The organism is Micromonospora sp. NPDC050495, from assembly GCF_040655175.1.
Classification (GTDB): domain Bacteria; phylum Actinomycetota; class Actinomycetes; order Mycobacteriales; family Micromonosporaceae; genus Micromonospora.
The window spans coordinates 1-13,875 of sequence record NZ_JBFAJK010000084.1; the positions used below are offsets into that span (position 1 = coordinate 1).

7 protein-coding genes and 1 pseudogene are annotated in these 13,875 nt (G+C 65.4%); 1 reads left to right on the plus strand and 7 read right to left on the minus strand.

Features of this window, described 5'->3' with window-relative positions; all coding sequences use genetic code 11:
- The 5 genes and pseudogenes from AB0I11_RS33170 to AB0I11_RS33190 form a co-directional block, all read right to left on the minus strand.
- On the minus strand, window positions 1-158 hold a 158-nt coding region (locus AB0I11_RS33170), incomplete at its 3' end, for a transposase (RefSeq protein ID WP_357329705.1).
- Between the two features lie 287 nt (window positions 159-445).
- Complete coding sequence (locus AB0I11_RS33175; protein ID WP_357329695.1) at window positions 446-610, minus strand: hypothetical protein; 165 nt, start codon at window positions 608-610, stop codon at window positions 446-448.
- A gap of 218 nt (window positions 611-828) precedes the next feature.
- Window positions 829-1,725 carry an IS3 family transposase gene (locus AB0I11_RS33180; protein ID WP_357329697.1) on the minus strand — a complete coding sequence of 299 codons (897 nt, stop codon included), beginning with the start codon at window positions 1,723-1,725 and terminating at the stop codon, window positions 829-831.
- Window positions 1,726-1,744: 19 nt separating this feature from the next.
- Window positions 1,745-2,047, minus strand: a pseudogene (locus tag AB0I11_RS33185) (transposase); the annotation flags it as partial.
- Between the two features lie 369 nt (window positions 2,048-2,416).
- The gene (locus AB0I11_RS33190; protein ID WP_357329699.1) at window positions 2,417-4,081 is read right to left on the minus strand and encodes an IS1634 family transposase; all 1,665 of its coding nucleotides are present in this window, start codon (window positions 4,079-4,081) and stop codon (window positions 2,417-2,419) included.
- 168 nt (window positions 4,082-4,249) lie between these two features.
- Between AB0I11_RS33190 and AB0I11_RS33195 the strand changes: the two genes are divergently transcribed.
- Entirely contained in the window at window positions 4,250-4,720 is a 471-nt protein-coding gene (locus AB0I11_RS33195; RefSeq protein WP_357329707.1) for a hypothetical protein, read from the plus strand.
- A 495-nt stretch (window positions 4,721-5,215) separates the two neighbouring features.
- Here the strand turns inward: AB0I11_RS33195 and AB0I11_RS33200 are convergent, their stop codons facing one another.
- Together AB0I11_RS33200 and AB0I11_RS33205 are read right to left on the minus strand one after the other, a co-directional pair.
- Complete coding sequence (locus AB0I11_RS33200; protein WP_357329701.1) at window positions 5,216-5,758, minus strand: DUF1629 domain-containing protein; 543 nt, start codon at window positions 5,756-5,758, stop codon at window positions 5,216-5,218.
- A gap of 8 nt (window positions 5,759-5,766) precedes the next feature.
- Window positions 5,767-13,218, minus strand: coding sequence for a ricin-type beta-trefoil lectin domain protein (locus AB0I11_RS33205; RefSeq protein WP_357329703.1), 7,452 nt, complete (start codon window positions 13,216-13,218; stop codon window positions 5,767-5,769).
- Window positions 13,219-13,875 lie beyond the last annotated feature (657 nt).

The following is a 13,875-nucleotide window of genomic DNA, read 5'->3' on the forward strand; positions in this document are numbered from 1 at the left end:
GCACCCCGACGCTGATCATCAGCGCGGACCCAGCTACGCAACGTCTCCCGATTGACCCCGAGATCATCAGCGATCTGCGCGATCGTCGCCCCCGGCCGAGACCGGTACAACGCGACCGCGTCAGCCTTGAACTCCGCGGGGTAGTGCTTCATCACCATCTGTCAGGGACTCCTGATCTCCCCAGACCATCACGATCCAAGGCTCAAGTGTCCAGGACCAGGGGGCAACTCCCCTCCACGGGTGCGGTCAATGGTCGCGTACGCCAGGACGAGCTGAATCAGGACCAGCAACCACCTCACCAGCAGGACGCTGCCCGGCATCTCGAACCGTCCAGCCTTGGGCCTCCGCACAATCAACTCTCCGCTCCTCGTAAGCTCCGCTGCGGCGAAAGCATGCAGCAATGCTCGCGGCATCAGATAACGGATCCACTGGTTTGGGGTGAGGCCTACGCGTCGGCGTAGGTGTGCTGCTGTAAGAGCCAGGGCTCGCCCGCATTGGGCCGCCAGGCCTCGGTGCCCGGTGGCATCGCGGCCAGTTCGGCGATCGTGCCGTCCGCCGCGACCAGATGCTCCATGCAGACCAGGACGGCGTTGCCGTTCGGATCGTTCACGCCGTCGGAAACCAGCCAGTCACCCTCAGCGTCATGGACTACCGATCTGGCCGGCTCCGTGCCGCGAGCACGGTGCGCTGGACCACCACCCCGAGGTGCCGTGGGAATCGGTTGCCGGGGTACGGCCAGGCCACGCCACGGACGACTTCATGCGCCATCCGGCCAGCATGCCAGACTGGGCTTGACCCGTTTTGACGGACGGGGTCGATGTGTTGATCTCACGCTACCTTGCTGATCCGCGACGTGGCAGTTGTGGTGGTTTCGTACGTGGCGGGGCTGAGGTAGCCGAGGCTGGAGTGTCGGCGGCGGGTGTTGTACCAGCCCTCGATGTATTCGAAGATCGCCCGGCGGGCGGCGGTGCGGGTGGGCCAGGGCTGCCGGTGTAGCAGTTCGGTCTTGATCGTGGCGAAGAACGATTCGGCGACGGCGTTGTCCCAGCATTGTCCGCGTCGGCCGACCGATAGCCGGGCCTTGTGTCGCTTGGCGAGACGGGCGTGCTGGGCGCTGATGTACTGGCCGCCGCGGTCGGAATGGAACACCAGCCCCGGTGCTGGCCTGCGCCGCACGAGGGCGTCGGTCAGGGCGTCGTCGACGAGGTCGGTGCGGAGATGATCGGCGACGGCCCAGCCGACGACGCGGCGGGAGGCCAGGTCGATGACGGTGGCCAGATACAGCCACCCTTCCCAGGTGTTGATGTAGGTGATGTCGCCGCACCAGCGGGTGTCGACCGCGGCCGGGTCCGTGGCGAAGTCGCGTCGGATCAAGTCCGGGCGCAGCACGGCGGCCGGGTCAGCAATCGTGGTCGTGCGCCATCGGCGGGGAGACTTGCCTCGGATCCCGGCAGCACGCATCAGCCGGGCCACCCGTTTGCGGCCGTGCCGCAGCCCAGCGTCGGCCAGTTCCGCGTGCACGCGCGGCGCCCCGTAGGTGCCCCTCGACTGCTCGTGCACCGCGGTGATCTTTGCGGTGAGCACGTGGTCGACGCGCTCCCGCTGCGACTGCCGGCCGCGGGCGTGCTGGTAGTAGGCGGACCGGGAGACCTCCATCAGCTCGCACGCACGCTTGGTGTTGTGCTTGCCGGCCTGCTCCGCCTCGATGAACGGGTACACGTTCACCGGGTCTCCTTAACGCGAAGAAAGCCGTTGCCCGCTTGAGAATCTCGACATCCTCACGCAGCCGACGGTTCTCCCGCCGTAGTTGCGCCAGCTCGGCCCGCTCCTGGCTGGCCAACCCGTCCGAGCGGGCACCCGCGTCGAGCTCGGCCTGCTTCACCCACTCCCGCACCGCGGTCTCGGTCAGATCGAAATCCTTCGCGACCTGCCCGACCGTGCGATCGCCGCGCTGACACAACTCCACGATCTCGGCCTTGAACTCCGACGTGAACGACCGGCGAGGCCGAGGTCGCTTCTTACCCATGCTCTCCATGATGCTGGACATCCTTCCGGAGCCCACCGGCTCCTGATCTCGGATGTCCGTCAAAGCGGGTCAGGCCCAGGAAGCCTCTGAGGAGTGTGGCGTCCAGCTTGCCGGGCCAGAACTGTTGGTCGGCCCGCCGGCGGTCGACGCGCCTGATCCCACCAGCAGTGGTCGTCGCCGATCGGCGAGCTCGCCCGAGACGATCCACTGCGCCTGCTCACCCTACGTCGCATGAAGCTGAAGATCCCGGGTTCCGCAGCTTGTAGTTAAACCCGGGTTCCGCAGCTTGTAGTTAAACGATCATCGGAATCTGGGCGCAGAGCAGCGAAGATTGACGTGTGCCACCGGAAGGTCGTGTGTCTACGTCCTGTCGCCGGTGTCTGATCTTGGTTAGCGCGGGTCGAAGGTGGTGACCCGGGCTGGCGGCTGGACGGAAAGTTCCTGGTAGATGGCCTTGTGTTCGGGTCGTAGCGGGGTGGTCTGCACGACGGTGCCGGCGGGTCCGGCGAGGGTGACCTGGCTGATTCGTCCGAGTTGCCGGTTGATGTTTCGCCAAGTTTCACCGGTGGCGCGTTCGGCGACGCGGACGAGTAGCAGGGCCAGCCAGCAGATGAGGACGTGGGCGCGGATGCGGTGTTCGAGGCGGTGGAACACCGGCCGGAGCAGCAGCTGTGACTTCAGGTCGCGGAAGCCGCGTTCGGCTTCGAGGAGGTTCTTGTAGCCCAGGGCGGTGTCCTCGGCGCTGATCGCCGGGTCGGACGTGGCGATGAGGTACTTGCCGTCCAGGCGCTCCTCGACCTTGATCTTCGTCTTGTTGACCTTCAGCCGTCCGTTGGGCTGTTGGACGAGCCACCGGCCCAGGCTGGGGTGGTCGCGCAGGGCGCACTCGGCGCGCACGTGCGCGGCCTCGTTGCGTTGGCGGGTCCTGTCGCCGACGGGTCGTTTGGCGTCGCGTTGGCGCTGGTCACGGATGCGCGCGAGTTCGGCTTCGATGCGGTCGATCGCGTCGTCGCGTTGCTGTTTGTCCCGGGCGGCCTGGTCGGGGTTGTGGCAGATGACGAACCGCACGTCGGTGCCGTCGATGCGTACTTCCTTGACGCGCAGGTTGTCCTTGACCTGCTGGTAGCGGCCTTGGCGGGCCAGGACCTGTTCGACGAGGGGGTTGCCGTCGCGCATGCGCATCCCGGCGATGTAGTGCCCGCCGGCGCGTCGCAGGTAGGCCAGGTTGTCGGCGCAGGAGAACCCGCGGTCGACCACGGTGATGACCCGGCCGAGCTTCCAGTCGCGCATGTCGTCGCGGACCTCGGCGAGGACCTGCTGGTCGTTGCTGTTGCCGGGCCAGCACCAGCACCGGACCGGGATGCCTTCCTTCGTCACGGCCAGGCCGATGACGATCTGCGGCAGGTCGCCGCGGTGGTCCTTGGAGTGCCCGTACCGACGGAACGCGTCCTCGCCGTCGTCTTCGGTGTCGCGTTCGAAGTAGGTGCTGGTGGTGTCGAAGAACAGCAGGTCGACCTCGAGGTTGAGCAGGTTCGCCACGGCGAAGAACACCGCTTCCTGCACCCGGCCGGCCGTGTCGGCGTCCACGAGCAGGTCCATCGCACGATATGCGTGATCGTCGTCCATCGAAGCCAGACCGGGAATGACCGTGTCCTCGCCGGCCCACTCGGCTGCCGACAGCTTGCTCATCGGCGCCACCGCCCGGTTGGCGACCAGCGCGAACAGCACTCGTTCCATGTTCGTGGTGAACCTGCGCGCGTCCGCCGCGGTGCGTACGGCCGCGGCGATGTCCAGTCGCCGCCACAGCCCGTCGAGCAGCCATGTCGCCCCGATCGAGCGGGCGTCAACGACTTCGAGGGGTCCCGCCCCGGCAACCAGGCCCGCTTCCACGCCCGCGCCGTCGCCGTCTCCGCCGAAGTGCTTGTTGATCGACGCGGCGAGCCGGCGCATTCCTTCGACGTCGACCTGCTCGACACGGCCCAGGTTCATCAGCACATCAGGCTTGATCTTGCCGTCCACGCGGCGGTTGTGCGCCAGGGCGACGTAGCGCACCACGCTGCCGTCGGCGTTGGTCCGCGACGTGAACCGCAGATACATGACTACGACGAAACCACATCACCACTGGCTACACAAGATATGAGTCCCCGCTCGTGTTACTACACTCTCGGGCCCGCAAGCCCGCCGTGAGGCGTCCGCGAGCCCGTGACCAGCAGCAATCCAGAACTGATCAGGCTTGTGTCCCTACGAACTGCGGAACTCGGGATCTACGGCGTCGCCTCCATGACCGCCCAACGCGCCCTACGGGAGCTCCAGCACCTGCGCATCACCTACGGCGTCCCCGGCAAAGGCACCTTCGTCCACCCCGACGCTTTCGACTATCTCCAAGGTGCAGCGCTGCGCGAGCCCATCGCCGATGACGACTCAGATCTACGCCGCCGAGTCGCCGACTACCTCGCCACGCAGCAGGAAATCGTCCGGCGCCTGAACACCGCCGCCACGGCCGCCGACCGCAACGCCGCCTTGGCCGACCTGCTCGCGCACGCCGACACGCACCGGGACCTCATCGAGGAAGCCACCCGCTACCAGACCAGCCACGGCAACTTCGCCACCGACCCATTCGCCGACCGCCGCGAACCCGCCGACCAGCCGAGTGCCGCCAAACGCACCGCACGCACCCGCAAGACCGAGAAGTAGACGCCCAGCCCACCGCCCAAGATCACAGGCTGGCTCAAAACGTCTATACAAGGAACATCAAGAGCGCCCGGCTACGCCGGACGCACGCGCACGCGCTATGCCGTTCCGGCCCGCGCGCACGCGCCCACGCAACCACCGCACCAACCCGGCGACACCTCCCCAGCCGAGGCGGTCGACGCCGTGACGATCCCATCACGGGCCAGCCACCGCGGTGGCCTCCGGGGATCGACGCCACGACGCTACGCGCCGTGCCACCGACCAACCCACCGGCAAGCCGACTCCAGCCACCGGCCACCTCGCCTCGATGCTGCCCCAGGCAAGGTGGTCAGCGTGGGCGCTGTCCACATTGGATTAATCTATCAACTTGCATACATTATAAGTCTTTGACAGCAACCGTGACAGCAACCCGCACGGCCAACAGCGCACACCAGCGCACATAGTTGCCGGGGCAATACGCTCCGGAGTGGCGATTGCAGGCATCGCGCCTGGCCCCGACTACTCCGACCAATCAATCGGAGTAAACCTGAACCCCTTTATGCCCGCGTTGTCGATGGCTTGCTTGACCGTCTCTCCCATAAAGATCATTGTCGCCGATCCCGGAACCCGGAAGATTCTACTGGCCACCGTGGCAGAGGCACTCCGAATGAACGTCGGAAATTGCAATATCTCGTAACTGGGATACCTGTCGATGATGGAGCTTTCTCGGTCAACGACATCAAGGACGCTTACCACCTGCACAACGAACACAGGACTTTCATCCAATCGGCCTTCCGCAATTAGATGGAGATCCGGTGATGCCGCGCCAGCGAGCACGTCATAGGCCCTCTTAGAACAGACCCAATCCCGCATTTGCGGGTACCAGAAAACATCCGGTGTATCGGCAGTCTCCCCCGGTTCCCACTCGAAGGAGACTACCGATGCAACCGCAGGGTACGGCACACCCAGCCAGTTATGATCAACGACGCTGACCGGAAAAGAATCCTCCGGTCCGTCGAGCGATCCGAAGTCGTCAACATCCAACTCGACAAGGTATGCCATCAAACACCTCAGTAGAATTCTGTATGTGCCACCTGATCAACATCTTTTAGTTGTTGCTTCAGGCCAGCCAGGAAGTCAAGCACGCCTTGCTTGCGCCCTAGCATATCAGCATTAGCCATCTCGTCGTTCAGCCATGAGTAATAGGAGTTTCGGAACGTTGCAGCGTGCCCCTTCTGACTCATCCACACGCCGTTAACCGCCGAGTCGATATCGATTCCATGCTTCGCGAGAATGGCCTGAGACGGCAATGCCTTCTTGCATCCACAGGGCACGATGTGGTGTGCCTGAGCGTCTACGCCAACCGGCCGCGGCTCACCATTCGCCCTAAGATTGTTGCCCAGTCTCGCGCTGTTGCAGTTGTGAACCAAGACCGGCGAGTCGCCAGCCATCACATAGTACGTGTGGATGTCGGCGACGGTTAGGTCGCGCATTTCTGTCCGACCGGCATAGTTTCGAACGCCGACTATCGTGACGATGTCTCCATCGATCGTTAGCAACTCATGCCCGACAACGAGCTCGGCCGCATCCACCCACTCATGCTTTGTGCGGTCCCAAAACGGATGGCTCTGGGTCGTATGCAGGATCGTGGTCGCCGCTTCTGCGACCTTACCGTCCCCCGCTTCCTTGGCGATTTTGACCGTAACGTCGGTGAGCTCGGTGTCGTGGTTGAGATGCAGCTGCTCGACGCTCTTGGCTTCCGTGACTCCGGTTTCGGGATCGGTCGAGGTGACCTCGTCGCCGAGCTCAATGTCCTGAATCGGCTTGCTGGAGCCATCGGCCATAAGTACTGGCGTGGTTGGGGCGAAGCTGTGCTTCGCGGCACACCCGCCGAGAAGTTTCCTGCCAACCTTTCCCGCGATCTTGCCGGCTAGGAAGAAGGTGGCGGCGAGGGCTGCGGCCTCTGCCGTTTGCCGCCAGTCAACCGTTCCGGTGGTCAAAAGCTGGTTGGTGGCGTCTTCCGATGCGCCTGCGGCGATGCTGGCGATGAATAGCCGGGTCCCGGCGTTTGCGGCGATGCCGGTGGTTGTGGCGAGCAGGCCACCGACGGCACCTCCGACCGCCCCCGAGACAGCTCCAACTTGTGCTGCCCTGAAGCGTTGTCCTTCAGGGGCGAACGCGGCGTTTAGGCCCGCTGTGATCGCGGCTGAGGCCATGATGGCGCAGGCCATTCCGCCGGTGCCGACGCAGACGACTGTGGCGGCGACGGCGAGTCCGACGGTCAGCATGACGGCTTTGTCGGTGTCGCTGAGGTCTCCGTCGCCGGCGATGCCGGTGGCCCATCCAGGGGCCAGGCCGGTGGGGTCGCTGAGGGTAATGGGGTTGTGGTGTGCGTAGGCGTAGGGGTTGAGGCTGTTCGGGTTGCCAGGGTCAATGAGGGGGTCTGGTGAGGTGAAGGTGCCGGTGTCGGGGTCGTACTCGCGGGCTCCGACGTCGAGGAGTTTGGTGGAGGTGTTGGCGGGCGCGTTGAGGAAGCCGCGGTCGGTGGGCCAGCCGTCCGCGCCGGCGCGGTCTGCTCCGTACGGGGTGTACCAGCGTCGTTGGACGGTGCCGGTGGTGGGGTCGACGGTGAGGTTGGCGCTGGCCTGGTGGTCGGCGGCGAGCCAGTCAAGTCCGTCCTTGGTGCGGACGGCAACCGTGGCCTGGTTGTGGCTGTAGTAGCGGGTGCCGGTGACGTTCTTGCCCTCGATGCGGAGTTCCTCGGCGCCGAGGTAGAGGCTCTTGCCGGTGGGGTCGGTACGGACGAGGAGGCCACCGTCGGCGTCGTAGAGATGCTTGGTTTGTTCGGTGCCGACGGTGGCGGTGTCGAAGCGACCTTCGGTGTTGACGGTGTAGTCGGTTTTGACGCCGACGACGGTGCGGGTGCGCATGTTGCCGGCGAGGTCGTAGCCGAAGGTGTCCGTGCGGGTGGTGCTGCCGGTCACGGCGATGGAGCTCGTGCCGTGGACCTGCGGCTGGCTGAGGGCGGGGTAGTTGTAGGTGCGGTTGGTGGTGGCGGTGCCGGTGCGATGGGTGTCGGTAGCGCGGCGGCCGGCGTTGTCGAAGGTGTAGCTGTCCCAGTAGGGCTGTTTGCCGGTGGCGGCAACGTCGGTGGGGGTGGTGGCGCAGTCGGTGGTGGTGGTGAAGGCCTCGGTGAGGCGGTGCATGCCGTCGTAGCGGTAGCACTGGGACTGGCCGTCGGTGCGGTCCTTTACAGCGCTGATGTCGCCGGCGGACAGGTACGTGTATAGGTCGTCCTGGATGGTTTTGCGGGTTCCGGGCAGCGCCGGGTCGGGGAGGGTGGCGGAGATGCTGGCGAGCCGGCCGGTGGCGGGTTCCCAGGCGTAGTTGCGGATGAGCTGGCCGGCGCCGGTATCGCCGTAGGTACGGGAGGCGAGCTGTCCGATGTTGGTGTAGCCGGTGGCGGTGACGTAGTTGTTGACGCCGGTGAGGGTGGTGGCGTGGCCGAGGACGTCGTACCCGGTGGTGACGGTTTCCGACGGCAGTCCTGCCCGGGCGGGGTAGGTGATGGTGGTCAGGTGGTCGGCGGCGTCGTAGCCGTAGTCGACGGTGTAGGTGCCGGCGAGGCTGCCTTCGGCCTGGGGGATGACCCAACGGGTGCCGGTGGGCCGGTAGCGGTCGTCGTAGCCGGTGGGTTGGACGACGTAGTCGGCGTTGCCGACGTGCCGGATGGTGGCAGACAGCATGCCCTTGGCGGCGTTGATGCCGTCGTACTGGTACGTGGCGAGTTTCGTGCCTGTGCCGGCGTCACCGGCCCACCGGACGGTGGTGCGGCCGAGCGGGTCGTACTCGTAGGAAATCTTCTGGCCACGGGCGTCGGTGGTGGACAGCAGGTCGCCGATGGCGTTGTAGGTGGAGGTGGAGCTGCCGGAGTCGGGGTCCTGCACGCTGGTGCGGTTGCCTGAAAGGTCGTAGCCGTAGCGCGTGATGTTGCCGGCGGCGTCGGTGATGGTGGTGAGCTCACCCGCGGTGTTGTAGCCGTAGGTGGTGATTTCGGTGGTGGTGCTGTTGGGGTTCGCGGTAGCCCGGACGGTGCGGCCGGCGGCGTCGTAGTAGTTGGTGGAGTTGCCGCCCCACGGCGGGATGAGGGTGTGGCGGTTACCGTCGTAGCTGTGCCGGGTGCGCCACTTCTCGACGGCGTTGGCTTCGAGTGCCTCGGCGAGTGGCCGGCCGAGGTTGTCGTAGCTGTGCACGGTCCGCGAGGGCAGATCCGCGGCGGCGGCGGAGTTGAGGGCGCTGCCGGCGGCGTTGACGTTGTAGTAGGGGGCGGTTTCGGTGGCCACCTGTCCGCGGGTGTCGTAGGTGGTTTCGGTGATGATCCGGCCGACTCCGCCTGGCGCGGTGGTCTGGGTGTTGCGGGGGCGCATCCGGCCGTCGAGGAACTGGTAGGAGAACAGGTAGACGGGCTGGCCGGTTTCGCTTGTGCGGGTTTGCAGGGTCTGGGTGGTCAGCTTGTTGGGCGCGTCGGGCCTGATGTCGTAGGCGTACCTGACCGATGGTGGGTCGCCGTTGACCTTTTTCTCGGTGGGCAGCCAGACGGCGGTGCGACGGCCGAGCGGGTCGTATTCGGTGAGCGTCAGTTTGCCGTTGGCGTCGATGCTCTGGGTCGGTAGCGCTCGCCCAGGATCAAAAGTCGTTGTCGCGGTGTGGGTCAGCGCGTTGATGACCTTGGCTTCCTTGAGCGGAAGGTTGTCTGCCGGGGTGTAGGTGGTGGTGGTCGTGTAGCCGCGGGCGTCCTTGTTGGTCAGCGGTCGGCCCCGCAGGTCGTAGGTCGCCTCGGTGGTGGCCCAGGTGTCGGGGGCGGTGGTGAGGGATTGGTTCTTGGTCTTGAGCCCTCTGGTCGGGGCCGTACCGAGGGTGGTGGTGTTGTCGTAGTAGGTGCGGCTCTGCGACAGGATCGTGCCCGTGCCGCACGTGCCGGCGTACTCGGTGGTTCGGTACGGGAAGGCGATCAGGTAGGCACTGGCATTGCGGGCGTACTCGGCGCGCACGCAGGTGTCGTCGCTGCTGGTCGAGGTGTCGCCGAGATCCTTGGTGTCGATCGGTAGGCCATAGGCGTCGTAGCTGGCCTGGGCTTCGGTCCAGCGCCATTTGCTGTCCGCGGCGATCCAGGTGCGGGCCTTCGTGGTGGTCTCGTTCACCCGGTACGCGCGCATCTCCTGACCACCTGTGGCTGGAGCGGCGCGGGTGCCGGTCTGGGTGACCGTCGGCACGTGGATGGTGGAAGTCGCTACCTGCGTGCCGTCGAGCTGTTGGCTCTCCCGAAGGAAGCCGCTGAGCCCGTTGGCGTCGACGAACCTGTTGGTCCACTGCTGGTTGAGGGTGGTGTTGCAGTCGTAGATGGTGAGCTGCCCGGTGGCGCTGCCATTGCTGCCCGCGTCCAAACACCTGCCCGACTGCGGGTTCTTCAAGGTGCCGTCGGCTTGGGGCTGCCACACTTGGGAGCCGGTCTGGTTGCAGGTGTACAGCTGCACGAGGGTGCCGTTGGCGGTGCCGCCCTGCACGATGTCGATACACTTGCTGGACTGCGGGTTCTTGAGGCTGCCGTCGGGTTGCAGCTGCCAGAGCTGGGCGGCGGTTCCGTTACACCGGTAGGCGCGGATGATCGCGCCGTTGGTGGTGGCGCCCTGGTTGATGTCGATGCAGCGGCCCGCCTGCGGGTTGATCATCGTCCTGTTGGCCTGTGGCTGCCACACCTGATCCCAGTCGGCCTGGCAATCCCACAACTGCACCACGGTCCCAGCGGTGGTGCCGTAATTCAGCAGGTCAAGGCACTTGTTGGAGTTGGGGTTCTTTAGGGTGCCGTCAGGTTGTGGTCTCCACACCTGGTTCACGTGATTCAGGCAGGTCCAGATCTTGGCCTGCAACCCATTCGTCACCCCACCGGAGTCCAGGCACTTGCCGGACTTGAGGTTCTTGATATGGCCGTCCGCTGTCTGGTAGTCCCAGATTTGGGCGTCCGTGCCGTTGCAGTTCCACAACTGCACCACTGTGCCGTCGGTGATGCCGCCCTGGTAGACGTCCAGGCACCTCCCGCCCCGTCCAGAGATGGCTCCGTCAATTCCTGGGGTGCCTAGGGGCGCAAGGAGCCCGGCCCGGCGGCTGTACCACGAGACCCCGAGGCCGTCAGTGGTGGTCTTTCCGTCGCCGTCGATGCCGCGGTGGTAGACGTTCCGGTTGGCGGTCTCGACGGTCTCGGTGGCTTCCTTAGTGGCGGTGACGGTGCTGTATCCCCGCCACTGCGACCACGTGCGGTACTGCAACTCGACTGTTTCGTTGGTGTCGTGCGCCCACAGCGCGCTGTCAGACGACGCCTCGTTGGTGTACTTGTAGAACGTCACTTCCCCGGGCGATCCGCCGGTGAGGTCATGCTCCTGGACGCTCGCGACGACGTACTTGTAGAACCAGCCGAAGCCGGCGCTGCCGTTCGCCGCGTGACGTTGCGGGAAACACAGGTAGGGGTTGTTGTCCGGAATTGGTGTCCAGGTGGAGTCGCAGCTGGCGCCGGCTTCGGGGGTGTCGATGTAGTTGATGAGCGTCTCGGCGCCGGTGCCGCTGCGGACCGAGGTCAGCCGGTAGTGCTGATAGGGAGGAACACCCGCAGCCGCGCTCCAGTCCACGCGGTTGTAGCGTCGTTCACCGCCGAATTCCGTCTTCGGCTCGGCGAGGGTGCTGCCGTCCGGGGCGCGCCCGATGTGTTCGACCGACTGCAGCCACAGGTGCGGTGAGGTGTCGGACCCGGTCGGCGCGATGACATCACCGGTGTCGGGGAAGGCGTGTTGCAGCTTCCACTCGTCGACGACTCGGTACTGGGGAGGATCGCCGGAGTCGAGGACCATGGTCTTGACCGCGGCCAGGCGCTTGGTGGTCAGGAAGGTGGGGCTGGAGTTCGGGCAGTTGGAATCGCCGTAGGTGCAGTACAGGTCCCACGGGGTGTCGGGGTACTTGTCCCGGTTGGGGGTGCCGTACTCGTTCAGGCAAGGCTCGGCGACGCATCGTTCCGCGGTCTGAAACTCGACCCGCATCGGCGCCTTCTGAGCATGCTCGCCGCCGGCGCGATCTCCGTAATCGATGTACTCCAGCTGTGCGGAGTAGTCGTAGCCGAGGGTGCCCTGCGCGGATCGCGACGCGTAGATGCCCTGGAACTTCGTGTAGCCGTAGGTCATGGAGTTGCCGTGCGGATCCAGGACGTAGTCGAGGTTCCACCGGTAGGCCTGGTCGCAGGAGCTGGGGTAACACGGCTCGCCGGTATTGTTGCCCAACACCGGGACCGTCTGGACGGAATGAGTGTTCTCGTTGTCGTTGCTGTAGCGCTTGTTGACACCGAAGTAGTACTGGACCCCGTCCTGCGTGGTTACCCGCCAGTACTCGTTGTCATTATCACCATTGCCAATGTAAGAGCGGTCCGTGAGCTTCTCGATCCGCAGACTTTCGTCGCTCGCCGCCCGCCAGATGGTGCCGTCGAACACGAGCGGAGACGCCTTACCAGCGAACACCAGAGTGGCGTTGTTGGGCGAGAACCAGCACAGGTCGCCCTCGTAAGCGGCCGAGCCGTCCTGCTTACACGGCCGGTAGGAACGCTCGACGTAACCGACCTGCAGGTCCCAGCCCTCACCAACCCAGGAGGTCTGGCCGTTCTGGGTGGACGTCTGCCCGTCGACTCGTCCGCTGTCGTAGGTCAGGGCAAGGTTCGGCTGGGGGCCGATCCCGGCGGGCGGCACCGGGAGCGGGTAGCTGGAGGTGAAGCTGCCGCTCTGGTTGCCGGCCGACCACGAGTAGGCCTGAGACAAGTTCGTTTCCTGGAAAGTGCCGCCAGCCGAGGTGGGCGTGGCAGCCAGGGCCACCACGGTTGCCGTGGCCGCTCCCGCAAGCGACACGTCGGCAGTCAAGCTTGTGCCTGACCTGACCGCCCCCAGATCGCGTCGGTCACGGCACTTGGGAACCGCGGGTGTGGTCAACGCGCACGCGGGTAGCGCGAAAAGGCGAAGACGTCCACCAAAGTCGCCGCCGTAGGCGTTGGCGAACTTGGCATAGTCCACCTGCATGCGGACAGTGCCAGGGCTGTTGGAGCCGTCGGCGCGGGAAACCGTCAACAGCGCGGCTGACGCCCCCGCGGACTTGGCCGCTTTGCGGTCGAGTACCCGTACCTTCACCGACGACGGTGATAGCTGCGGCCGTTGGATGGCGCGCTGCTCGTCAGCTGCCGTCACCGGGGTCGGGGGGCTCACCGCGACAGGCAGATCCCCGACCTTCGCACGGCGGCCGGAAACCGCGACCGTCGCCGTCGCCGCCCTTGGCAGCGACGTGTTCTTCAACGAGGTGATACCCGGATCATCCGTCTGCGCCTTGGCTGGCGGCCTCGGTTTGACCTTTCGTGTCGGCACCGGTGTCTGCGACTCGATCGCAGGTTTCGGCTTCGGCTGCGCCGAGGCCGGCACCTGCGTCAGCAAGCTGGCTGTCATCGCCAACACCATCCCGGCCGCCAGCATCGGCCAAGACCGACTCCTCGCCAAGATCCTGAACCATCCGGATCCCCAACCCATCCGCAGCCGCCGACCAACCCCCGCGCGCCCCACCACGAGCCCTCCCCACATCGACACAGCAAGTTGCGGGCACGCTACGAGACGAGCAGCAGCCATCGCAATAGGTAAGATCTTCGATCACCCGCCGTCACAAACGCCTGCTCGCGGGGGCATGATCACGCCAGGCTGCAGAAACGTGCCGAGCGCGAGTTGAAACCAACCTTCTCTCATCACTCGTCGTGACGAAAAGAACCTACAGCGAAATCAGGACCATTTGGACACCTGGCTGCCCGAAGTCTCGCCGTGAGGGGTAGCCTCTTGACGTCACAGAAAGGGTGGCCAGGCGCTCTAGCCGGAACTCCGCGACCCCCAGATCACCACCACCGAGCTCGGCATGCTCGTCGAGGGGCACATGTGGTCGCTGGGCCGCTTCCGGCAGCACCGAACCCGTCCACTGGCATGTACGGGTTAAGCGGGAGGGTCAGCGGCGGATCCGTGACGCGCCTAGACGAGTAGTTCCGAAGTCAGGGGTCGATGTCTGGGCATGAAGAGAGGGCATCCAAGATCATGTTGTGACGCAAGACCTGGATACCCTCT